We start from the raw sequence: 23118 nt of genomic DNA, 5'->3' as shown, positions 1-23118 counted from the left end.
ATTATGCGCCCATTCCAAGTACAAATTTACCAAAGGCAGAAAGAGCCAAAGCAAGTACGATAATAATACCGATAGCTTTAGTAGAGTTCATACCTTTCTTACCAAGCAACCAGAAGATAAAGGCAGTAAAGATTGCTGGAAGCAAGCGTGGGAAGATTGAGTTCAAGATGTCTTGGAAGTCAATCAATTTTTCACCGATTGGCAATTTGTAAGAAATGTCAAAGTTGATCAGTGTTGCTACAAGAGCACCCATCATGAAGACACCAAGTACAGATGCAGCGTCAATCAAAGCTGTCAAGGTACTTTGCATGTTGTTGATAAGGCTAACCCCTTCTTTGTAGGCAAATTCCAACTGTTTCCAACGGAAGATGTCATACGCTACTGCAACTGCAATCCAAAGGAAGATCCCCCAAGGTTGGCCAGCGATAGCCATAGTTGCTGCGACTGACCCCATGATAGCAGGTACAAGTGAACCAAAGATTGTATCCCCAAGAGGAGCGAATGGTCCCATCAAACCTGTCTTGATACCGTTAACGGCGTCTTTTGAACCTACACCATCTTTTTCTTCCATGGCAAGGTCAAAACCAGCGATAATGGTATGGAAGAATGGTGAAGTATTGAAGAATTGAGTATGAACTTTCATCATTTCTTTCAATTCAGGAGTGCCATCCCCATACATTTTACGCAACTGAGGCAAGATCATGTAAAGGTAACCAGATGCTTGCATACGTTCGTAGTTCCAACCTAATTGGAAAGTAAACAAGCTACGTTTGTTGATTTGATTAAAATCTTCTTTTGTTAGTTTGTAATTAGAATTCGTCATCTTCGATTTCCCCACTTTCTGATGGTGTAGAAGGTGCTGCTACAGCTACTTTTTGGCTATTTTTGAAGTGAAGCACTGCAAGGAAAATACCTACGATAGAGATACCAATCATAGACAATCCTTTGAAGTTGTTCACGAAACCAATTTTTTCAGCAACTTCAGCAGGAAGAGTGCCTACGATACCAGCAACAGCGCCACCAAGACCTGTTACATATGAGTAAAGAACAGTCAACATAGCTGTCAAACCAAATCCCATAGCAAGGTAGTGAAGGTTACGTTTAACTGGAAGGTAACGAAGCAAGATTGCAAATCCAAGACCTGGAAGCATACGTCCTGCGAGTGTCAAACCATCTGCAACCCATTGGTATTTTGTAACGAAGTCTACTACGTGTTGTACAAATTCACCACCAAAAGCAAGGGCAAAGAAGACTGGAAGGGCACGAGATAAAGCCCAAGGAATCGCACCAAGTAGGTAGTTGCGTTCAATACCTTTATAGTCAAAGCGTTCGATGGCAGCATCCACACGGTGAGCGAAGAAAGTAGTTGTCATACGTCCAAGAACGTCGAAGTAAGTCAAGAGAGATGCTACTGGTACAGCGATTGTAGTAATTGCAAGCGGTGCATCAATTCCTTGTGAAACAGAGAAGGCTGTCGCAAGAACCGCACCAGAAGTTGCGTCGATACGAGAAGCACCACCGAAGGTACCAACCCCAAGAACGAACAGTTGCAAGTTACCACCGATAAGCAAACCAGTAGTCACATCTCCCATGATTAAACCAGTAATGAAACCAGCAAATACAGGGGAACCTGCAGATGAAACGATCGTCAACTCATCACAGATTTGATAAGCTGAGTACAAAGTGAGAAGTAAAATTTGCCACCATTGTATCATAACAATGACCTCCTAAAAAATTTTTTCCTATTTTAATAAGCTCAAAAAGTCTGAAACTGGATCATTTGGAACCATTTGAGCAGTAAGTTTAACACCTTTTTCTGCCAGTTTGTGGAAGTCTTCCACATCCTTGTCCACTACGTTGATAGAACGTGTGATTGCGCGAGTTTCTGGTGTTTGAGACATATTCCCAACATTGAGGGTTTCAAGTGGTACACCTGCTTCGACCAAACCAAGGAAACGGTCTGGTTTACGAGCAACGATAAAGAGACGTTGGCTATCGTATTTACCAGCAAGAATATTGGCTGCAGCTTTCTCAATTGGCAAGATACTGAGTTTCACACCTGGTGGTGTCGCAAGTTTCAAACCACTCTTTTCAACGTCGTTGTTGACAACTTCGTCGTCTACAACCATAATGCGTGAAACATTTAGTTTTCCAGCCCAAAGATTGGCTACTTGTCCGTGGATCAAACGTCCATCGATACGGCATCCTACAATTGTCATAAGTTTTCCCCCTTTATGTGTTTTAGTGTAGGTTTACGAGTTAAATGAATCTCTTCTTTATATTGGCCCTCTGTTTCAAAGATGATGATGCGGTTGGCACCTTCCTTGAGATAGCTATGAGGGATATAAAGCGAGAGGGTTGGGCCGACGTTCCAAAAACGTCCTAGATTCTGCCCGTTTACAAAGGCAACTCCCTTACCAAACTCAGATAAGTCTAGGTAAGTATCTTTTGGCTCTTGAACTGTAAAGTCATAAGCGTAAAAGGCTGGTTGTCCTTGAGTCCATCCTTTTGAAAAATCAATTTTCTCAGGATTATCTAGTGGGAGTGGATAGTGTTTCCAGTTTAGTAAGAAGTGCAAATCCTTACAAACCCCTGTCCGAATTCCCTTACGTTGCGTATCTGCTAAGAACTTGTGTCCATAGTTGACACGCCCCATATTTTCTATCAATATGTCAATCCTAGATAACGCTTTCTTTTCACCTTGATAGAAAATATCTTCCCCAATCTCTGTCTGATATTGGGTTTTAACCCACTGACCATCGACATACAGCTGGGCCCTATCTCGACCATCAATGATACGAAGTCTTTCTTCTTCTGCATCCCAGTTTGTTTCTGTTCGATAGAGTAGGTAGCCATAGCTTTGTCCCAACTCCTCCATCTTTTTAGGATAGAGACTTTCTATCGGACTTGACAAGCTATCTAAGGTTTCAAACAAGGAAACTTTTTCAACTAGTGGAATAGCATCCAACTCCATACTCTCCTTGTAGAGTGGTTCCAACTGCGGATACTCTGGAAAATGTGTTGCCATCATCTTCTTGACCGCCAGATATTTGGCAGTTGGATTTCCTTCTTCATCCAGAAGGGCATCGTAATCATAAGACGTAACTTGTGGCAGGTCCAAAGTCCCTCGAGCCGAGCAACCATTCATGAAGCCAAAGTTTGTACCACCGTGGAACATGTAAAGATTGATAGAGCCTTGTTCCAAAACTTCTCGAACTGCATCTGCCAATTCTTTTGGATCCCGTGTGATAATCGGTTCTTTCCAGCGATTGAACCAACCATCCCAAAATTCCATACACATGAGTGGCCATTTCTTACCATGCTCATCAAAGAATTCCTGCATCTGTGAAAAGTTGTAAGGTGCCTTAGAACCAAAGTTTCCTGTTACAAAGAGGTCATCTTCGATTAAGGTTCCAGCTTTCAAAGTAGCTCGCCATGGACCATCTGATGTAAAGAGGGGACAGGTTACGCCACGCTCTTCCATCAGCTGTCGAATGACTCTCAGGTAAGCCTTATCTTCTCCGTAAGAACCATACTCATTTTCAACCTGCATCATGAGGATATTGCCACCATTGTCCAACAGATGTGGAACCAATCGTGGAAAGAGCTGGTCATAATAGCGACCGACAGCCTCAATATAGGCTGGATCTGATGAACGAATCCTCATATCCTTGGTCAAGAGCCAAGCTGGTAAGCCACCGAATTCCCACTCCGCACAGATGAAAGGTGACGGACGAACGATCGCATAGAGACCCAAATCTTGTGCTGTCTGAAGAAACCGCTCCAAATCCAGAGCCCCTTCAAAATGAAACTCACCCTCACGAGGCTCGTGTAAATTCCAAGCAACATAAGTCTCTACTGTATTAAAACCAAGAGCCTTCAAGTTATAGAGCGAATGATACCAATCTTCTGGAGGAACCCTAAAATAATGAATGGCGCCAGATAAAATCTTAAATGATTTTCCATCGAGATAGAAATCATCTCGTATCTCAAATCGTGTCATAAAACTACCTTCTGACCGCGAAAGTTTACGCTTTCATTTGTTGTTATAGTAATTATAAACCAATCTGTTTGAATTGTCAATAGAAATTGTAGGAATATTTACTGCAATTTTACTATTATACACACGTTCAATTAGTTTCAAACATTTTCAGACCCACTTCAAACGCTCTTTAAATTCGGAATAGAGAACCTAAAATAATTTTGTATAAAATACATTTATAAAATATGAGCAATGCTTATGTACCTTAATTTTTCAAACTATTTTTCTAATTTTTTATTCAAAAGACTACTATTTTTTTCGCTTTTATGGTAAAATTTTCTGTGGAGAAGGAAAATAGAGGTAAAAATATGGCAATTCCCAAATATCAATACATAAAAGACGAATTAAAAAATAAAATCATCTCTGGGCAGTTTAGCAGTGGAGATAAATTTTACACTGAAGCAGAACTCATTTCAATGTACGATGTCAGTTCTATCACAGTTGTCCGCGCCTTAAACGACCTTGCTAAAGATGGCTATATTGTCCGCCAACAAGGAAAAGGAACCTTCGTTTCACGTGCACGCAAACACAAGCTTGTAGAGTTTTCAGATATTGAACTCTTTAATGCTAAAGATGATAAGGTAACTGTTCTTTCAATTGAACGCGGAAATAAACTCGTTTACTTGGAAAAATTGGGTCTACGCGGCGATCAATTCTACTACAAGATTGAACGTGTCCGCGAATCAAACGGTGTCGTTTATATCTACCACACATCCTACATCCCAGAACAATATATCAACGCAAATTATCCAAACCTTGAATACTATAGTTCTATCTATAACCGTTTCAAGTTAGACTACCACATTCACATGAATGATGAACACTTTGAAGAAATCAATGAAATAGTCTTTCCAACTCCAGAACATGTGGCTTCAGTCCTCGGAGTCGATGAACAATTCCCTACTGTCCTACAAACTAAAATCACCAAACTCGAATCAACTGGTCAAGTTTTAGGATACAGTGAAACTTACAAACGATCTGATTATTACAAGATTAAATTCATCTCATGTGACCGTGATCACTAAGAAGAAAGCCTGAGCCTAATCGCTTGGGCTTTTTCTATGATTATTATATGACATAGTAGATTGAAATAGAATATAGACAAATCGATTAGGAAATTTAAATCAATTTCTAGTAATATTTTAGAAGTCACAGTATACTATTCTATATTCAACATATTATAAATATTGGTTATTTTTTTCAAAAGCACTTTAATAAAAAAGAAAAATCGAAGTTCTGCTACTCCAGTAAATAGAGTAATAGAACTTCGATTTTATTTTAATTATCCTAAACCAAGACGTTCAAAGATATCATCCACTCGTTTAGTGTAGTAAAGAGGGTTGAAAATCTCGTCGATTTCTTCTTGTGTGAGGCGTGATGTCACCTCTGGATCTGCTTCTAGCAGTGGTTTGAAGTCTACTTGGTTGTCCCAAGAGTAGGCTGTTTTTGGTTGTACCAAGTCATAGGCTTGCTCACGGGTCATTCCTTTTTCAATCAAGGTCAACATAGCACGCTGGCTAAAGATAAGACCAAACGTAGAGTTCATGTTGCGAATCATGTTTTCTGGGAAGACCGTCAAGTTCTTGACAATATTTCCAAAACGGTTAAGCATGTAATCAATCAAAATGGTCGTATCTGGTGTGATGATACGCTCAGCTGATGAGTGAGAGATGTCACGTTCGTGCCAGAGAGCCACGTTTTCATAGGCTGTAATCATGTGACCACGGATAACACGCGCAAGACCAGTCATATTTTCAGAACCGATTGGGTTGCGTTTGTGAGGCATAGCAGATGAACCTTTTTGACCTTTAGCAAAGAATTCTTCTACTTCGCGTTGTTCAGATTTTTGCAAACCACGAATCTCAGTCGCCATACGTTCGATTGAAGTCGCGATGCTGGCAAGAACCGCAAAGTACTCAGCGTGAAGATCACGAGGAAGGACCTGTGTAGAGATTTCTTGGGCACGGATGCCCAATTTGTCGCAGACATATTGCTCCACAAATGGTGGGATGTTGGCAAAGTTACCAACCGCACCAGAAATCTTACCAGCTTCCACACCAGCAGCCGCATGCTCGAAACGCTCGATATTGCGCTTCATTTCGCTATACCAAGTCGCCAATTTCAGACCAAAGGTTGTAGGCTCAGCGTGCACACCGTGGGTACGCCCCATCATGATGGTGAACTTGTGCTCCTTAGCCTTATCAGCGATGATGTTGGTGAAATTTTCAAGGTCACGACGGATGATGTCGTTGGCCTGCTTGTAAAGGTAACCGTAGGCAGTATCCACCACGTCAGTAGAAGTCAATCCATAGTGAACCCACTTACGCTCTTCGCCAAGCGTTTCAGAAACCGCACGCGTGAAAGCCACCACATCGTGACGAGTTTCCTGCTCAATCTCCAAAATACGGTCGATGTCAAAGTCCGCCTTCTCGCGAATCAAAGCCACATCTTCCTTAGGAATTTCCCCCAACTCAGCCCATGCCTCATCCGCCAAGATTTCCACCTCAAGCCAAGCACGGTATTTATTTTCTTCACTCCAAATATTCGCCATCTCAGGGCGAGAGTAACGGTTGATCATGTTGTTTCTCCTTTTTATCATCTATTTTCTTCTTTTATCGAAATCGCAACTTCAAATAAAAAATTATTGGCCAAAGTAATCAAAGATCTCACCAACTATTAAAAAGGTATTCTAATATGTAAGGCTACTCTCCTTGCTTAGACATATTTTCATAGGATAAACCTTTTACAATAAAATTCTTTTGGTCAAGCATTTCTTCAATTATACACTCATACGCTTCCTTATCTACGGTATGTTGTTCAAAATATCGATTTAGTGCTTCCTTAGCAGAGTTCTTATCAAAAAGCACAGGTTCCCCATCTTTGGTAAACGCCACTTTAATAGTATCACTATATTTTGTATCAAAGAAATCTTTATAGTGTACGACCAATTTTATTTTTTTAATTTCATCTTTAGATATATTTTTTATCTCCACATAAAAGACACTATCATCATCTTTTTTTATAATTTTCATTCTCTTCGATTTACTAGGTCCCTTTTCATCGATTCTTATGTCTTCAATAAAAGCATGCCCCAATCCTATATTTTCTACATATAAGGGAAAAATAAGAGATTTATCTGGATTTTGCGAAAATTCTATTTTATAGTCTAAAATATCTGTTCTTTTAGATTGATCAATCTTTCTATACAGATAAATTCCAATTGAAATAAAATATCTTAAATAGGGCTTATGACTATTTATTAAATCCGCTTTATGTTTTTTATTTTCTACGCTGATAGTCCAATAAATACCGTATATAGTTACAATAGCCCCAATTATAGCACTAATCAAACTTGACCAAAATTCATTATTTAATCTATAGGTTTTCAAAATACAATCTTTGGTATCAATATGGAATAAACCTAATAACACCAATATTAGGATTAAGATTATAATCCAAAAAATTTTTTTACTCATTTTCACCCATAATCTCATCAATCAACCTTCTTCGTTCTTCCTGAAATATATACTTTTGATATAAACTACTTTCTTTCAGTTTTCGATAGAAAGCTATTTGATTAATCTCTACACCACTTTTTTTTAATGTCTTTATTAAGTCATCAAAAGAATCTGCCTTATCTATCATTTTCAATAAATTAGGATTTACAATAAATACTTCTTTGCCAGAACGACTTTTTTCTATCAATCCTAAAATATTATGCGGAAAAATACAATCTAAAAATATTACCTCATTATACTTATCTTTAAAGCCTTTCATTCCAATTTCATTACAAAATTGTTTAATCTTTTTTGTTTCAAGATACATACATTCTGGTGAGTTATTCGTAAAAGCAACTATTGTATATGAAACATCATCTTTTTCAGAAAATATTTTCTGTGCAATATCTTTATTTCTAGATGTTGATACACAAGGAATTTTCGATTGAAAAGGAGCTTTATCTTGTACAATATGTAAAATACTTAGTACTTTTAAATACATATCATAATAAGAATAATTGTATGTATCTTTATAATTTTTTATCTTCTCAATTATAGCATTAATATCACCAGATATACCATAAGTTGCAAAATTTTCAAAATTTTCTTTTAAATGTTTTAATACCAGCTTAAAATTCTCGTATTCCTTTTCATTCCACTCTTCCAGAGTATTATAACCCAAATCATTTTCTAAATCCTTAAATAAATTAAATCTTGCTTTTTCACCACCAATAAAAATAAAGTCCTTAAAGTTCTTATATATTTTTTTATCTATCCCTCGAAATACCAACCTTTTCCTTAATGAATAATAGATCGCTTCAACCAGCTTCTTTTTATTTCCAGTAATTTTTCTTTTTTTATTGTTATAACTTCCATCACTAGATAATTTGTATGTTACATACTTCATTTAACTATTAACACCCTTTCAAAAGTAATAGGTTTCCTAACAAAGATAAAACAGCAAATCTTATAATTTATGTCCTATTTTACTACTCAAATTCTTCTTTCCCAATCCAAACAGATGGGTAGTGATCGAGTGTATTCAAATCCGTATCCAACGGGATATCATAGATAGCTAGATAGTTTTCAGGATATTGGGCAACTAGCTCTTCATACTTAGCTTTCACCTTTTCGTGATTGCTACTAGCATACAAGACTTCGATGACTGCTCCAGTCTTATCTTTTTCAACAAAAGCGTTGACAATGAGTTGAATCATAGTCATACTCCCTTTCTATATAATATAATTGTGTCTACTGATACAATTATATTTGTTGATAAAAGTATATTATTTTTTTATTTTTTTAATAGTGTAAACAATAAATCCAGCAAATGTAGCCGATCCAGTCGCAATCAAGCTCCAATTTCGTCTCAACATTTCTTTTCGTGCTTGTCTTTTAGCTTCTTTAGCAAGTCTTTTATGTTCATTCTCTTTTTCTATTGCTTCGTTTTTCAGATTTAAATCTTCCGATTTGGCAGCGGAAACTATACTATCAATTTCTGAAATTTGTTCAAAATTAACTAATTCGTCAATTCGCTCCAAATAGATATTTTTATCTATATAACATAACCTAGAAATTTTATTTTTAGCACACTGCTTAGCCTGATTGAATTCTCGCTCCTGTTTTTCTCTTGCAAGACGTATTTCTCTTTCTCTAAAATATTCTTTTTCATAATATCCATCAATATCACGATTAAAATAAATTAAATCTTCTGCTACATCATCAAGATATTTAATTGTAATTTCCTTAACATCTAAGTATTCGTTACTTAAACTATCTTTCCAGGACCATAAAATAACTATCCAGTTCTTCTCCAAAGCTTCTTCAATAAGAGGAAACATGTCAAAATCTCCGCTTAAAAGGTTCAATGTTGCAGGATGGTCTTGTTGAACAATAAACGATACACCTTTAGCAATTATTTTTGAATCAACTGCTTTTTCTCCTTTTTGTTTACGCTCATAAGTATATACATCAAAACCTTTACTCTTCATAGTCGACCAAAACCCATCACTTTTCGGAGGAGTAGATCCTACTAATATCTTTTTCTGATTTTTAAATTTTGTATAATTTTTTACAAATTTATCATAATCAAATCTTCCATCTTGACCTACAAGATTTTTTACTTCAATAAAAATATTCGAATTATCAATCAATAATAAATCCATAAACTTCCCCATTGTTCATTATTTTAACAACCTAAAAATCTATCCCTTCCCCAAACTCAACCACATTGTCTGGTTCATCACTAAATAAAGTCACATGTCCCATCTTGCGGTTGTGCTTCGCTTCTATTTTACCATACAGGTGGAGGTGGGCGCTTGGATTTTCTGTGACATATTTTTCAGCAGCCTCGACATGCTGGCCGAGGACATTAAGCATAACAGCAGGCTCATGTAGTTTGATGGCTGGCAATGGTGCTCCCAGAACACCCAATATATGGGTATCAAACTGCGAGAAATCACAGGCTTCAATAGAATAGTGCCCAGAGTTATGTGGACGTGGGGCAATTTCATTGACAATGATGTCATCAGCTGTCGCAAACATTTCCACGCAAAGGGTTCCAGACAAGTTGAGTTGCTCAGCGATTCTCACTGCCATAGCTTTGGCTTTCTCAGCTAAACTTTCAGAAATGCGAGCAGGCACAATAGTTTTTGAAAGGATGTTGTTGCGGTGGATATTTTCCTGAACTGGGAAAACTGTCACATCCTTGCCATTTCCTGATACAATGACAGAAATTTCAAGGTCAAAATTGACAAATTCTTCCAAAACACAGTCTGCTGAATCGGCTAGTGCATTGGCTTCTTCCAAGTCTTCTGCCGAGCGAATGACCTTTTGTCCATGGCCATCGTATCCACCAGTAGCAGTCTTGAGGACATAGTTTTTGGCCAGGTCAATCTCCGCCAAGTCTTGGCTAGAAGTCACAACCTTATAAGGCGCCACAGTGACTTGTGCCTTATTTGAGAGAAAATCCTTTTCAAAGATGCGATTTTGTGAAATGCGGAGCAGGTCTGTCCCTTGAGGGAGTTGTCCATCCTTGATGACAGCATCCAAACCGTCAGCAGCGACATTTTCAAACTCATAGGTGAGGACATCGCAACGCTCAGCCAACTGACGGAGGGCGTCTACATCGTTATAAGGAGCCACGATGATTTCCGCCACGCGAGAGGCCGGGCAATCAGTCACAGGATCCAACGCGATAACCTTGTAGCCCATGTAGATAGCAGAAATAGCCATCATTTGACCCAGCTGGCCGCCACCGATAATTCCGATTGTTTTAGATGAGCTCATTCGTCGACTCCTCTGCAATTTTTCCTTGTTCTTCTGCGAAATCTGCTAAAGCTGTTGCGATATCCTGATCCTCTACCGAAAGAAGACGGAGGGCGAAGAGAGCCGCGTTGGTCGCACCTGCTTCACCGATAGCCATTGTCGCAACAGGCACACCGCCCGGCATTTGTACGATAGAATAGAGCGAGTCCACGCCACTAAGAGCACGTGATTTGACTGGTACACCAATGACTGGAAGGGTTGTTTTAGCCGCTACCATACCTGGCAAATGGGCTGCGCCTCCAGCACCTGCGATGATAACCTTGATGCCACGGCTACGTGCTTCTTCTGCATGCTTGAACATAATGTCTGGCGTACGGTGGGCAGAGACAACCTTCTTTTCGTAGGCTACACCGAAGCGGTCTAGGACTTCGGCAGCTTTTTGCATGGTTGCCCAGTCAGATTTTGAGCCCATGATAATGGAAATAATTGGTTTAGTCATAATTTTTCCTTTTTTCTTCTTTTTTGATAATGGTCTTAGGTGGTGGGGACGGAAGCAAACCTTCGGTTTCATTCCTAAACTTTGAGCCTAAAGTCTCAAAGTTTCCCCCGACCAGAACAGAAATTGTTCTGATCTTTTCACCACGGCGACCATTATCGTGTTTGGCGACTGCGTCGCTTTTTTCTTATACCTTTATCTAATTGCCTTGCTTCCGATATCGGTTCGGTAGAAGAGGCCTTCTGGTTTTTGTTGAGCAAGTTCTTGATAGATGGTGTTTTGGGCTTCTTTGACGGTATCTGCTGTGGTGACCAGCATATAGACACGGCCGCCGTTTGATAGCAGTGCTCTGCTATTTTCAGCGAATTTAGCACCGGCATAGTAAGTGATGATGTCGCCCTCTGTTTTTGCTGGCAATTCAACACCTTTTTCATAGTCTAGCGGGTAGCCGTTTGATGCGACAACTACACCCAGAGTCACACTCTTATCCGTCCAAGTGATATTTGGCTCCTTGCCATCGAGGATATCCGTAATATTTTGTGCAAAGTCAGAGGTCAGGCGAGGCAAGATAATCTGAGTTTCTGGATCTCCAAACCGAGCGTTGAACTCGATAACTTTAGGTCCATCTGCTGTCAGGATAAGCCCTGCGTAAAGGACTCCAAGATACGGACGACCTTCTTTAAACATCCCTTCGAGGACTGGCTTGACAATGGTGTCAACCGCTGTGTCAACTACACTCTGTGGCAAGTGAGGAACTGGCGCATAGGCACCCATACCGCCCGTGTTAGGGCCCTTGTCGCCATCATAGGCACGTTTGTGATCCTGAGCCGTTGGCATAACGTAGAACTTGTCCCCATTGACAAAGGCAAAGAGAGAGAATTCTTCTCCGTCGAGGAATTCCTCAATAACCACACGCGCACCTGAGTCACCAAATTTATTGTCCAATAGTATCTCATGAGCGGCTTCGACCGCTTGCTCGACTGTCTCAGCAACGACGACACCCTTCCCAAGCGCCAAGCCATCCGCCTTGACCACGATAGGAGCCCCCTGCTTTTCGATATAGGCCTTGGCTTCCTCGAAATCTGAGAATGTGCCATAGGCTGCTGTCGGAACGCCGTATTTGACCATGATTTCCTTGGCAAAATCCTTGGACCACTCCAGCTCAGCTGCCAATCTTGTCGGACCAAAGGCTTTGAGACCAACTGCATGGAGATCATCCACGATACCAGCCGCAAGGGCGTCATCTGGCCCGATAAATGACCAAGCAACATCGTTGGCTTTTACAAATTCAATCAATTCAGAATGTTCGGAAATAGAGATATTTACCAATTCCAAACCATCCAGAGTCATCCCATCATTCCCAGGAGCAACAAAAACCTTTTCTACCTCTTTTGACTCAAGCAACTTCTTAGCAATCGCATGTTCACGACCACCCGAACCGACAACTAACAGCTTCATCTCTCAACCTCTTTTGCGAATTATTTAATAACATTATACCACAAACGTTCGTTTTAATCTTGTTTCACTCCGCGTTTTTACGCAAAAAAAGGAAAGAAACTGTTTTCTTCCCTTTAACGTTCTTAATGTCTAAAATGTCTCACTCCTGTGAAGACCATAGTCAAGCCATATTTGTCAGCAGCTTCGATGGATTCTTGGTCACGGACGGAGCCTCCAGGCTGAATGATAGCTTTGATACCTGCTTTGGCGATTTCTTCCACGTTATCCGCAAATGGGAAGAAGGCATCCGAAGCAAGTACAGCACCGTCAAGGCGGTCTTTGGCTTGGTCAATGGCAATACGGACTGAAGCCACACGGTTGGTTTGACCTGGGCCAACACCAAGTGTCATGTGGTCGTTGGTTACAATGATTCCGTTTGATTTGACGTATTTAATAGCCTTCCAAGCAAACTCAAGAGCAGTCGCCTCTATCTCAGTTGGCTGACGTTTGGTCACCACTTGCCAGTCAGCTGGGCTTTCCTTGACCACATCTTGATTTTGAACAAGGAGCCCGCCAACCACACCTGTGTATTCTGCTTCCACTTCACTGGCCTCTTGAGCATCAAATGGCAAGGCAAGGATACGCAAGTTTTTCTTTTTATTGGTCAAAATAGCTAGCGCCTCATCCGTATAGCTTGGTGCGATGATGATTTCAAGGAAAACGCCGTGCATCTTCTCAGCTGTCGCAGCATCCACCTCACGGTTGAGAACGACAATCCCACCAAAGATAGACACTGGGTCAGACTCATAAGCGTAATCCCAAGCAGTTTCGATGTCATCTGCCTGACCGATTCCACATGGGTTCATGTGTTTGAGAGCCACAACGGTTGGACGGTCTTTGAAGTCACGGATAATACGAATGGCCGCATCAGCGTCACGAATATTGTTGAAGGATAGTTCTTTCCCATTGAGCTGTTTGGCTGAAGCAATGGAGTAATCAGTCGGCAAAGCTTTCTGGTAAAAGTCCGCGTCTTGTTGAGGGTTCTCACCGTAACGCATGGCTTGTTTGAGATCATAGGTCAAGGTCAGTTTTTCAGGTTTTTCTTCACCCACTTGAGCTGTAAAATACTCTGCAATCAAGGCATCGTAAGCCGCTGTGTGACGGAAAACTTTGGCCGCTAAACGTTGACGCGTTTCGTAAGTCGTTTCACCATTGGCTGACAACTCGTCCAAAACCACTGTATAGTCAGCAGGGTCTACCACAACCGTCACGCTGGCATGATTCTTCGCTGCTGAACGAAGCATAGATGGCCCACCAATATCAATATTCTCCACAGCATCAGCGTACGTCACGTCTGGTTTGAGAATCGTTTCCTTGAATGGGTAAAGGTTGACCACCACAAGGTCAATGAGCTCGATTTGATTGTCCTTGGCCGCTTCCAGGTGACTATCCAAGTCACGACGAGCGAGAAGCCCACCGTGAATATTTGGATGAAGGGTCTTGACACGACCATCCATCATTTCTGGAAAACCAGTCACATCATCAATCGCAATGGTCTTCACCCCAGCATTATCAAGGGCAACCTTGGTCCCACCCGTCGAGATAATCTCCCATCCAAGTTTTTTAAGTTCTTGGGCAAATTCAACAATGCCCGATTTGTCTGAGACACTGATTAAGGCGCGTTTAGTCATTATATTCTCCTTTTTAATCATTAGTTAAACACCAATTAAATGCAGTAACAGTAAAACAAGATAAGCAAAACCAAGGCTAAGCATACCTAAGATATTGACCCATTTTCTAGTCTGTGATTTGAACACTCTTATAAAAATTTGATAAATCAATAAGCCTACACAAACACCTAGCGTATTTAAAGCCAAATCCGTTATATCTGTTATACCTATTGCTAAAATATATTGTAAGCACTCAAACAATAAACTAATCAAGAAACCTGTCCCGACTATTTTTAAACTAGATAAATTAGTTTTTATCAGAGGGAAACAAACACCTAATGGAATAAAGGAAATCAGATTAAATAACATTTCAGCAAAAACAATTTTCCCATCTACTATTAGTGGTTCTGAAAATGGAATCCAATTGATGTACCTTGGAGCTAAGAAAAATGCTATAAATTCAGGATTAGTTTCAAACTTAAATAAGATTCCCCAAGTTAATAACATCAGATAGACATAAAATACATATCGAGTTGTTTTTTTAGATTCTAACATTACAAATACCTCCGTTTGAAGCCGTCTTCAACAAATACTGACTCCAATTTAAAATCAAAGATATCATATGAATCAACAAAAAGTCAATCTGTAAATAGAGCCTTCACTACTTCCGGATACAACTTGTACTCTGCCTCATGGATGCGAGCTTCAAAACTGGCTATGGTATCATCAGATAACCGAGGCACACGGACTTGTTTGATGATCTTACCAGTGTCCACACCAGAATCTACCCAGTGAATAGTCACGCCGCTCTCAGCAACGCCAGCATTCCAAGCGTCCTCAATCCCATGAGCTCCTGGAAATTCTGGCAGGTAGGCTGGATGAATATTGATGATTCGTCCTTCATAAGCCGCCAATAAGGTTGGCCCAACGATTTTCATGTAGCCTGCTAGGCAAACCAAGTCAATCTGGTGTTCTTCCAAGAGTTCGACAAGAGCTGCTTCGTAGTCTGCCTTGTTCTCAAACTCCTTGAGTTCAAAAGCATAGGACAGAACGACGAGCTTGTCTGCACGCTCGAGCACATAGGCGTCACGATGGTCTGAAAAGACAAACTCTACTGGAAATTCTTCAGCAATCACCTGAAAATTTGAGCCATTACCTGAGGCAAAAACCGCTATTTTTTTCATTTGATGATGACACTTTCGTTTTCTTTCTTGACGATACGACCAATTTCATAGACTGGTTCATCCAACAATTCCTTGACACGACTTACATTTTCAGGGCTAACTGCCAGCATGAGTCCCACACCCATATTGAAGATTTCAAACATTTCTTCATGCTTGATTTCACCGTATTTTTCAAGGGCTTTGAAAATCGGTAAAACTGGAACCTTGTCTTCCTCAATCTCAGCTGCTAGATCAGCTGCAAACATGCGAGGGACATTCTCAATAAAGCCACCACCAGTGATGTGGGCAATGCCGTTGACCAACTCTTCCTTGATGAGTGGCAAAACAGCCTTGACATAGATACGAGTTGGCTCAAGAAGAACGTCCTTGAGTTGCTTGCCTTCCAATTCTGGAAGGACTTCCTCACCTGTGTAATCCGCAAAGACACGACGGACGAGAGAGTAACCATTGGAATGAATCCCACTTGAAGCAAGTCCGAGAAGAACATCTCCCTCTGCCACCTTTGAACCGTCAATGATTTGAGATTTTTCTGCAACACCGACCGCAAAACCAGCCAAGTCATAGTCATCTTCGCCGTACATGCCAGGCATTTCAGCCGTTTCCCCACCGATGAGGGCAGCACCTGCCTGCACACAACCTTCTGCCACACCAGCAACCACTTGTTCTAGCTTAGCTGGTTCATTCTTGCCAGTTGCGACGTAGTCAAGGAAATAGAGGGGCTCCGCACCTGCAGCAATGATATCGTTGACACACATGGCCACACAGTCCTGACCGATAGTATCGTGCTGGTCGTACTTGATAGCCAGCATGAGTTTGGTTCCGACACCGTCAGTTCCTGAAATCAAGACGGGTTCTTTAACCCCAGTCTTTGAAAGGTCAAACATACCACCAAAGCCACCCAGAGCTCCCATGACACCTGCACGCTCCGTACGAGCCACGTGCTTTTTAATCCGTTCAACAACTTCATAACCCGCTTCAACATCCACGCCAGACTGGGCATAAGCATTTTTATTTGTCATTTTTATGTTCCTTTTCTTTGAGAAAGATTGCGACGTATTTTTAGATAAACAATTATTTTATCTAAAAATACTAGTCAGGTCTCTAGCTTTGTTCCCATAGGAGAAAGCGTCTACTGACAAATGCTTTAGCTTTTAGTCAGTAGTGAGACGTGGAGCATAAGCATTTTTATTTGCCATTTTTATATTCCTTTTCTTTAATGGAGGATCTATTGTCTATTTGTAAAAACTCGTCTTTTCTTCCAAACTTCTACGATAGTCTTCTTCATAGTCGTAGAGAGGCGTTGGGTAATCACCATCAAAATAAGCGACACATAGACCACCATTTGGCGCATCTGTTTCAATACCAATTGAATCAATCAACCCCTCAACAGAAAGATAAGTCAGACTGTCCGCACCAATGATTTGGCGAGTTTCTTCGACCGTATGATTGGCCGCAATTAGCTCCTGACGGGTCTGGATATCAATCCCGTAGAAACATGGATAAGCTAGCGCTGGACTACCAATAGCAACGTGAACCTCAGTTGCACCCGCTTCTTTCAAGAGCTGAACGATCCGACGAGAGGTTGTTCCACGTACAATAGAGTCATCAATCATAACCACACGCTTGCCTTTTACAACACCAGAAACAGCAGATAGTTTCATCCGCACCCCTTGCTCCCGCAATTCTTGAGTCGGTTGGATAAAGGTACGTTGGGTGTATTGGTTCTTGATGAGGCCCATTTCATTTGGTAGCCCGGACTCTTCCGCAAATCCCATAGCCGCGCTGAGGGAAGAATTGGGCACACCGACCACGATATCCGCCTCATGCTTGAATTCACGCGCCAATTGGGCACCCATACGTTTACGAGCCGTATGAACATTGACACCATGAATGTTAGAATCAGGCCGAGCAAAGTAGATATACTCCATAGAACAAATTGCCAGCTGGGTATCATCTGTATAGCTATCATACTGGATGCCCTTGTCATCAATGATCACAATCTCACCTGGCTTCAAATCGCGAATCCATTCTGCACCAATAACCTCAAAAGCACAAGTTTCAGAGGAAACTACCACAGCTCCGTTGGCCATTTTCCCGATCGAAAGCGGACGGAAGCCATTAGGGTCAAGAGCCGCAATCAACTTGTCTTCAAACAACAAGATATAGGCAAAACCACCTTTGACAAGACTGAGCGCTTCCTTGATTTTGCCCATCAGACTAGGATTGTGACTGCGACGAATGAGGTGAGCCAAGATTTCAGAGTCCGAAGTCGCACTGAAAATCGCTCCTCTATCTTCCAATTCTTTCTTGAGAGAGGCTGCATTGGTCAGATTTCCATTATGAGCCAAGCCAAACTGCATATCGTGAAAACGGAAGAGGAAGGGCTGGATATTATCTACAGAAGCTTCGCCAGCAGTCGCGTAACGAACATGCCCAATCGCACCAGTTCCTGTCAATTTATCTAAGTTAGCAGGATTTCTGAACACTTCTGATAGAAGTCCCATGTCACGATGGCGCTTCAATTGTCCCTGATCGTTGGAGAGGATTCCTGCCCCCTCCTGACCACGGTGCTGAAGACTATGGAGACCAAAATAGGTCAATTTAGCAGCATCTGGATGTCCCCAGATACCGAAAACACCACATTCTTCATTAAGAGATTTTACTTCGTATGTCATTTTTTATACCTAATTTTCATTTGTAATCACCAAGAGCTAGATCTACATGACTTTTACATTGCAGATACTATCTATTAGAAAATCTGCAAGTCTTATTTTCCAGTAAAGTATTTAACCGCCGACGCGAACAGGTGCTGGTCTTTATTTCCTGGGATGTTTTGGAAAAGACCGTCCTCATAACGTTCTGAGTGGCCCATCTTACCGATGATTTGACCGTTTTTGCTGGTAATTCCTTCAATGGCATGGACGGAACCATTCGGATTGTACTTAGAATCCATACTTGGTTTGCCGTCAAAATCAACGTATTGGCTCAAAATTTGGCCATTGTCACGGAGCTCTGCAAATTCCTCGGCCGTCACGACAAATTTCCCTTCACCGTGCGAAACAGGAATGGCGTGGATATCACCCACTTGCACACCAGTCAACCATGGTGAGTTGGTATTGGCAATGCGGGTTTCCACCATCTTGGCCACGTGTTGGTTGGCATCATTGTAGAAGAGGGTTGGACTAGTACTAGTAGCATCCTCAAAGTTCCCGTATGGAAGAAGACCTGATTTGACCAAGGCCTGGAATCCATTACAGATACCGATAATTAAGCCACCACGGGCGATAAAGCTATCAATAGCCACACGGACTTTTTCATTAAGCAGGATATTGACGATAAACTTGGCTGAACCATCTGGCTCGTCCGCAGCTGAGAAACCACCTGCAAAGAAGAGGATGTTAGCCTTGCCGATGTTGTCAACCATAGTTTCAACTGACTTGACAATGGCTTCTTCATGCAAGGTCACAAATGGTACCAAGTTAACCTCTGCACCTTCTTTTTCGAAGGCCTTGGCTGAGTCATATTCCGAGTTGGTGCCTGGGAAGACTGGGATGTAAACCACAGGTTTTTCAACCTTTTCTTTTGCTTTAATCACAACATCTGATACCACAGCTGGTACTTCATCTAGTTCTTTGGCTTGGGCAAACTCTGTTGGGTAAACTTTTTCCAGTTTTCCTTGGAAGGCACTGTCAAGCTTGTGTCCATCTAGCTTCACACCGTTGACAAGGAGTGTAAAGTCTGCACTTGTTTGACCGATTTTCTCTACTCCAGCAATTTCTTCAGGAGATGTGAAGACAAATCCGCCCAATTGTGCTGTCAAAGAACTTTCAAGTTCAGGCAAGATTACCTCTGCACCGATATGATTTCCAAAAGTAGCAAGTGCCAAACTTTCAACCACACCGCCGTATTTGACAGCTAAAGCAGCTGTTACTTTGTGAGCCTTTTGAAGGGATTCAAACTGAGCAAAGTTAGACTTAATCAAGTCAAAATCAATCTCTGCAGCAAGAGCTTGACCTGGGATGTAGTAGATGTTTTCCCCAGCAACTTTAAATTCTGGAGAGAGCACCTTACGGCTATCTGCTGTCGTTACCCCAAAGGCAACCAAGGTTGGTGGCACCGTCAACTCTTCAAAGGTACCAGACATAGAGTCCTTCCCACCGATAGATGGCAAGCCAAGCTGAATCTGAGCTTCGATAGAACCTAGAAGAGCAGCTACTGGCTGACCGAAACGCTCAGCTTGTTTGTCCATGCGCTCGAAGTACTCTTGGTAAGAGAAGCGAGCCTTAGACCAATTGGCACCTGTCGCTACTAGACGAGCCGTAGCTTCGATAACCGCATAAGCAGCACCGTGGTATGGAGACCATTCTGCCAAATAAGGGTTAAATCCTTGAGCCATGACTGAGGCAGTATGAGTCACACCATGTTGTACAGGCAATTTCTGCACAGAAGCCTCAGTCGGTGTGAGTTGGTAGCGACCACCAAGCGGATGGTTGACTGTAGAACGACCGACCGAACAGTCAAAGATGGTCTGCAAGCCTTTTTGACTCACATGGTTGAGATCAGACAAGACTTCAAGAGTATCCGCTTCAAGGGTTTCAGCAGATGTTTGACGTTCTTCTGGAAGCTTGACATCCTTGTCAACGACCTTAGCATCTACCACAACACGTACACCATTAGTATCAAGGAAACAACGTTCCAAGTCGACAATGGTTTCACCATTCCAGTGCATGACAAGATTTGGTTTTTCAGTCACTGTCGCCACAACAACAGCGTCAATATTTTCTTTGTTACATTCAGTAACGAAGGCATCCACATCTTCAGGACGAACCACAACCGCCATCCGTTCTTGTGATTCAGAGATGGCAATTTCTGTACCATTCAAGCCTTGGTATTTAAGAGGAACCTTGTTGAGGTCGATTTCAAGACCGTCTGCCAATTCACCGATAGCCACACAGACACCACCAGCACCAAAGTCATTAGACTTCTTGATAAGACGTGTTACTTGGCCATTACGGAAAAGGCGTTGAATCTTGCGTTCTTCGATGGCATTCCCTTTTTGAACCTCAGCACCAGCAGTCTCAACTGACTCAACTGTTTGAACCTTAGAAGAACCTGTCGCACCACCGACACCATCACGTCCAGTCTTACCTCCAAGGAGAATAATCACATCTCCCGCTTCCGGTTTTTCACGAACGACATTGCCCTTAGGAGCCGCACCAACAACGGCACCAAGTTCCATACGTTTAGCTACAAAGCCTGGGTGGAAGTATTCACGAACGTAGGTCGTCGCAAGCCCAATTTGGTTACCGTATGAAGAATAACCATGAGCCGCTGTCTTAGAAATGACCTGTTGTGGTAATTTCCCAGCACGCGTTTCCGAAATCGGTGCTGTAATATCACCGGCACCTGAGATACGCATAGCTTGGTAAACGTATGAACGTCCTGACAATGGGTCACGAATAGCACCACCGATACAAGTAGCCGCCCCACCAAATGGCTCAATTTCCGTTGGGTGGTTGTGAGTTTCATTCTTGAACATTAGGAGCCATGGCTCTTTCACACCATCAACGTCCACTTCGATTTCAACCGAACAGGCATTGATTTCGTCTGATACTTCCATGTCGTCCAAACGTCCATTAGCACGCTCATAACGACCGAAAATAGTCGCCATATCCATCAAGGTTTGCGGTTTTTCAGAACGCCCCAACTCCTCACGCATGGTAATATACTTGTCATAGGTTGACTGCAATTGTTTTTGGAATTTAGAAGCTGAAAAGTCGATGTGTTTCAACTCTGTCTCAAAAGTCGTGTGACGGCAGTGGTCAGACCAGTAAGTGTCCAAAACCTTGAGTTCTGTTTCCGTCGGCACGCGCCCGATTGACTTGAAATAGTCTTGGATAAAGAGTAAATCATCCACTTCCATGGCCATCCCTTGCTCGGCCTTGTAGCGAGCAAAGTCTTCTGCCGTATAGCTTTCAAAGAAAGTCAATTTTGGAATGGTCTTGTCTGACTCTGAAAATTCCTGCTTGGCAATCCCTACCGTGATGTCCTTGAAACGAGAATCAACTGGGTTGAGCAGATAGTTCTTGACCGCTTCCAACTCAGCCGCATCAATATCTTTATTCACCAAGTAAAGTTGGGCTGTATTAACCGTTACATCAGTCGAACTTCCTAGTAAAAGCAAGGCTTCCTGCGAAGATGCTGCACGCTGGTCAAACTGCCCTGGTAGGCTTTCAATGGCAAAGAAAGCATAGTTGGCAAGATCCGCCTGCACAGCTACTTCATCCAAAACATGGTCTGTCACCTGCTCAGAGAATATGTGCTTCTCTGCAGGTGCAAACAAGTCCTCAACCAAGTCAAAGACATCATACACTTGCACGATGCGAATACTTTTCAAGCTTGAAAGTCCCAAGTTATGCTGGAGTTCTCTAACCAAACTCTCTGACTTGACCTGAAAATCAGCCTTTTTTTCAACAAAAATACGTTTATCCATCAATTCTTATTCCTTTATTTCAGCTCTTGCAATGTTTCCAAATGACCTTGAGAGTCTTGCAAATAGATTATTTCAATTCCTTCAACTTTTCCCAAACAATCTCATAAACGTCTGTTAGCTCTCCTAATCCCCTACGGAAAACATCCTTATCCATGTGGTTGCCATCTGCATCCCACAAACGGCAGTTATCTGGTGAAAATTCATCTGCCAAGATAATCTTGCCATCCTTGTCAAAACCGAACTCTAGCTTAAAATCAATCAACTTAAGCCCAATCTCAGCAAACCAGACCTTCAAAAGTTCATTAATACGACGCGTTTCTTCCTTCAAGTAGACGATTTGCTTGTCATCCGCAATCTGTAGGAATTTCACATGCTCGTCATTGATAAATGGATCATCCAAATCATCATTTTTGTAGTAAAATTCGACAATCGGAGTCTCCAAGGCAATTCCCTCATCCACACCAAAACGTTTTGAAAAGGAGCCAGCAGTATAGTTGCGGAGCACGACTTCCAAAGGAATAATCTTAACCTTTTTATTGAGTTGTTCCGTGTCTGAAAGCTTCTCCACAAAGTGAGTCGCCACACCAGCCGCATTTAATTTCTCAAAAATAAAAGATGAAATCTGATTATTCAACACTCCCTTGCCCGCAATCTGCTCCTTCTTAACACCATTGAAAGCAGTCGCCTGGTCCTTGTAAGTTGAAATAATAAGATTTTCATCCTCAGTTGTATAGATATCTTTAGCTTTTCCCGAATAGATCAATTGTTTTGACATTTTAAAGTTCGCCTTTCGTATTACTTGAGCACATTCTACCATAAAAAACCTAAAATTACAAGAATTTAACCGAATAAATAACGTGGTAACCTCAAAAATCATAAAGAAAAAACTGCAAGAAGGATCTTTCTCACAGTTTTAAAATCATTTATACTCTTCGAAAATCAAATTCAAACCACGTCAGCTTCACCTTGCCGTACTCAAGTACAGCCTGCGGCTAGCTTCCTAGTTTGCTCTTTGATTTTCATTGAGCATTA

20 protein-coding genes are annotated in these 23118 nt (G+C 41.6%); 1 reads left to right on the top strand and 19 read right to left on the bottom strand.

Annotated elements, in window-relative coordinates; all coding sequences use genetic code 11:
• Nucleotide 1 precedes the first annotated feature (1 nt).
• Genes HT714_RS08220 through HT714_RS08205 form a run of 4 tightly spaced genes read right to left on the bottom strand, consistent with a single transcriptional unit; the run spans nucleotide 2 to nucleotide 4003 of the window.
• A complete protein-coding gene (locus HT714_RS08220) occupies nucleotides 2-823 on the bottom strand; it encodes a PTS system mannose/fructose/sorbose family transporter subunit IID (protein WP_173224694.1) in 822 nt (273 codons plus the stop codon).
• Nucleotides 810-1715, bottom strand: a complete 906-nt coding sequence (locus HT714_RS08215; RefSeq protein ID WP_172931688.1) for a PTS mannose/fructose/sorbose/N-acetylgalactosamine transporter subunit IIC — start codon at nucleotides 1713-1715, stop codon at nucleotides 810-812. The genes HT714_RS08220 and HT714_RS08215 overlap by 14 nt, the downstream gene beginning before the upstream one ends.
• Nucleotides 1716-1742: 27 nt before the next feature.
• A complete protein-coding gene (locus HT714_RS08210; protein ID WP_000156971.1) occupies nucleotides 1743-2219 on the bottom strand; it encodes a PTS system mannose/fructose/N-acetylgalactosamine-transporter subunit IIB in 477 nt (158 codons plus the stop codon).
• Nucleotides 2216-4003, bottom strand: coding sequence for a beta-galactosidase (locus HT714_RS08205; protein ID WP_173224691.1), 1788 nt, complete (start codon nucleotides 4001-4003; stop codon nucleotides 2216-2218). The genes HT714_RS08210 and HT714_RS08205 overlap by 4 nt, the downstream gene beginning before the upstream one ends.
• 347 nt (nucleotides 4004-4350) lie before the next feature.
• Between HT714_RS08205 and HT714_RS08200 the strand changes: the two genes are divergently transcribed.
• Nucleotides 4351-5067, top strand: coding sequence for a GntR family transcriptional regulator (locus tag HT714_RS08200; RefSeq protein ID WP_173224688.1), 717 nt, complete (start codon nucleotides 4351-4353; stop codon nucleotides 5065-5067).
• Between the two features lie 257 nt (nucleotides 5068-5324).
• On the opposite strand, the gene purB is transcribed toward HT714_RS08200, so the two are convergent.
• From purB to purC, 15 genes are all read right to left on the bottom strand, one after another.
• Nucleotides 5325-6620: an adenylosuccinate lyase gene (gene purB, locus HT714_RS08195; RefSeq protein ID WP_012972422.1), complete on the bottom strand. Its 1296-nt coding sequence runs from the start codon at nucleotides 6618-6620 to the stop codon at nucleotides 5325-5327.
• 124 nt (nucleotides 6621-6744) lie between these two features.
• Entirely contained in the window at nucleotides 6745-7536 is a 792-nt protein-coding gene (locus tag HT714_RS08190) for a hypothetical protein (protein ID WP_173224685.1), read from the bottom strand.
• On the bottom strand, nucleotides 7511-8446 hold the full coding sequence (locus tag HT714_RS08185; RefSeq protein WP_112444905.1) for a hypothetical protein: 936 nt from the start codon (nucleotides 8444-8446) through the stop codon (nucleotides 7511-7513). The genes HT714_RS08190 and HT714_RS08185 overlap by 26 nt, the downstream gene beginning before the upstream one ends.
• 82 nt (nucleotides 8447-8528) lie before the next feature.
• Nucleotides 8529-8756: a phosphoribosylaminoimidazole carboxylase gene (locus HT714_RS08180; protein WP_112444983.1), complete on the bottom strand. Its 228-nt coding sequence runs from the start codon at nucleotides 8754-8756 to the stop codon at nucleotides 8529-8531.
• 69 nt (nucleotides 8757-8825) lie between these two features.
• The gene (locus HT714_RS08175) at nucleotides 8826-9704 is read right to left on the bottom strand and encodes an NYN domain-containing protein (RefSeq protein WP_173224682.1); all 879 of its coding nucleotides are present in this window, start codon (nucleotides 9702-9704) and stop codon (nucleotides 8826-8828) included.
• 31 nt (nucleotides 9705-9735) lie between these two features.
• Nucleotides 9736-10827 carry a 5-(carboxyamino)imidazole ribonucleotide synthase gene (purK, locus tag HT714_RS08170; RefSeq protein WP_173224679.1) on the bottom strand — a complete coding sequence of 364 codons (1092 nt, stop codon included), beginning with the start codon at nucleotides 10825-10827 and terminating at the stop codon, nucleotides 9736-9738.
• On the bottom strand, nucleotides 10814-11305 hold the full coding sequence (gene purE, locus HT714_RS08165) for a 5-(carboxyamino)imidazole ribonucleotide mutase (protein WP_173224676.1): 492 nt from the start codon (nucleotides 11303-11305) through the stop codon (nucleotides 10814-10816). Before purE ends, purK begins: the two co-directional genes overlap by 14 nt.
• Nucleotides 11306-11497: 192 nt before the next feature.
• Complete coding sequence (gene purD / locus HT714_RS08160) at nucleotides 11498-12760, bottom strand: phosphoribosylamine--glycine ligase (protein ID WP_173224673.1); 1263 nt, start codon at nucleotides 12758-12760, stop codon at nucleotides 11498-11500.
• 122 nt (nucleotides 12761-12882) lie between these two features.
• Nucleotides 12883-14430: a bifunctional phosphoribosylaminoimidazolecarboxamide formyltransferase/IMP cyclohydrolase gene (gene purH / locus HT714_RS08155; RefSeq protein WP_173224671.1), complete on the bottom strand. Its 1548-nt coding sequence runs from the start codon at nucleotides 14428-14430 to the stop codon at nucleotides 12883-12885.
• 24 nt (nucleotides 14431-14454) lie between these two features.
• Nucleotides 14455-14964: a VanZ family protein gene (locus tag HT714_RS08150; protein WP_173224668.1), complete on the bottom strand. Its 510-nt coding sequence runs from the start codon at nucleotides 14962-14964 to the stop codon at nucleotides 14455-14457.
• Nucleotides 14965-15047: 83 nt separating this feature from the next.
• On the bottom strand, nucleotides 15048-15593 hold the full coding sequence (purN, locus tag HT714_RS08145) for a phosphoribosylglycinamide formyltransferase (protein WP_173224665.1): 546 nt from the start codon (nucleotides 15591-15593) through the stop codon (nucleotides 15048-15050).
• A complete protein-coding gene (purM, locus tag HT714_RS08140) occupies nucleotides 15590-16612 on the bottom strand; it encodes a phosphoribosylformylglycinamidine cyclo-ligase (RefSeq protein WP_173224662.1) in 1023 nt (340 codons plus the stop codon). The genes purN and purM overlap by 4 nt, the downstream gene beginning before the upstream one ends.
• 213 nt (nucleotides 16613-16825) lie before the next feature.
• Entirely contained in the window at nucleotides 16826-18268 is a 1443-nt protein-coding gene (gene purF / locus HT714_RS08135; RefSeq protein ID WP_049522364.1) for an amidophosphoribosyltransferase, read from the bottom strand.
• Between the two features lie 92 nt (nucleotides 18269-18360).
• Nucleotides 18361-22086 carry a phosphoribosylformylglycinamidine synthase gene (locus tag HT714_RS08130; protein ID WP_173224656.1) on the bottom strand — a complete coding sequence of 1242 codons (3726 nt, stop codon included), beginning with the start codon at nucleotides 22084-22086 and terminating at the stop codon, nucleotides 18361-18363.
• A gap of 67 nt (nucleotides 22087-22153) precedes the next feature.
• On the bottom strand, nucleotides 22154-22861 hold the full coding sequence (purC, locus tag HT714_RS08125) for a phosphoribosylaminoimidazolesuccinocarboxamide synthase (RefSeq protein ID WP_173213953.1): 708 nt from the start codon (nucleotides 22859-22861) through the stop codon (nucleotides 22154-22156).
• Nucleotides 22862-23118 lie beyond the last annotated feature (257 nt).

Source organism: Streptococcus sp. 3705, assembly GCF_013277145.1.
GTDB lineage: Bacteria > Bacillota > Bacilli > Lactobacillales > Streptococcaceae > Streptococcus.
Note: the sequence above shows the minus strand (reverse complement) of the source record. Positions and strands in the feature narration are given on the sequence as shown.

Coding starts and splice junctions, on each gene's coding strand:
- HT714_RS08220 (WP_173224694.1), bottom strand. CDS start 823: ATGACGAATTCTAATTACAAACTAACAAAAGAAGATTTTAATCAAATC.
- HT714_RS08215 (WP_172931688.1), bottom strand. CDS start 1,715: ATGATACAATGGTGGCAAATTTTACTTCTCACTTTGTACTCAGCTTAT.
- HT714_RS08210 (WP_000156971.1), bottom strand. CDS start 2,219: ATGACAATTGTAGGATGCCGTATCGATGGACGTTTGATCCACGGACAA.
- HT714_RS08205 (WP_173224691.1), bottom strand. CDS start 4,003: ATGACACGATTTGAGATACGAGATGATTTCTATCTCGATGGAAAATCA.
- HT714_RS08200 (WP_173224688.1), top strand. CDS start 4,351: ATGGCAATTCCCAAATATCAATACATAAAAGACGAATTAAAAAATAAA.
- purB (WP_012972422.1), bottom strand. CDS start 6,620: ATGATCAACCGTTACTCTCGCCCTGAGATGGCGAATATTTGGAGTGAA.
- HT714_RS08190 (WP_173224685.1), bottom strand. CDS start 7,536: ATGAGATTATGGGTGAAAATGAGTAAAAAAATTTTTTGGATTATAATC.
- HT714_RS08185 (WP_112444905.1), bottom strand. CDS start 8,446: ATGAAGTATGTAACATACAAATTATCTAGTGATGGAAGTTATAACAAT.
- HT714_RS08180 (WP_112444983.1), bottom strand. CDS start 8,756: ATGATTCAACTCATTGTCAACGCTTTTGTTGAAAAAGATAAGACTGGA.
- HT714_RS08175 (WP_173224682.1), bottom strand. CDS start 9,704: ATGGATTTATTATTGATTGATAATTCGAATATTTTTATTGAAGTAAAA.
- purK (WP_173224679.1), bottom strand. CDS start 10,827: ATGAGCTCATCTAAAACAATCGGAATTATCGGTGGCGGCCAGCTGGGT.
- purE (WP_173224676.1), bottom strand. CDS start 11,305: ATGACTAAACCAATTATTTCCATTATCATGGGCTCAAAATCTGACTGG.
- purD (WP_173224673.1), bottom strand. CDS start 12,760: ATGAAGCTGTTAGTTGTCGGTTCGGGTGGTCGTGAACATGCGATTGCT.
- purH (WP_173224671.1), bottom strand. CDS start 14,430: ATGACTAAACGCGCCTTAATCAGTGTCTCAGACAAATCGGGCATTGTT.
- HT714_RS08150 (WP_173224668.1), bottom strand. CDS start 14,964: ATGTTAGAATCTAAAAAAACAACTCGATATGTATTTTATGTCTATCTG.
- purN (WP_173224665.1), bottom strand. CDS start 15,593: ATGAAAAAAATAGCGGTTTTTGCCTCAGGTAATGGCTCAAATTTTCAG.
- purM (WP_173224662.1), bottom strand. CDS start 16,612: ATGACAAATAAAAATGCTTATGCCCAGTCTGGCGTGGATGTTGAAGCG.
- purF (WP_049522364.1), bottom strand. CDS start 18,268: ATGACATACGAAGTAAAATCTCTTAATGAAGAATGTGGTGTTTTCGGT.
- HT714_RS08130 (WP_173224656.1), bottom strand. CDS start 22,086: ATGGATAAACGTATTTTTGTTGAAAAAAAGGCTGATTTTCAGGTCAAG.
- purC (WP_173213953.1), bottom strand. CDS start 22,861: ATGTCAAAACAATTGATCTATTCGGGAAAAGCTAAAGATATCTATACA.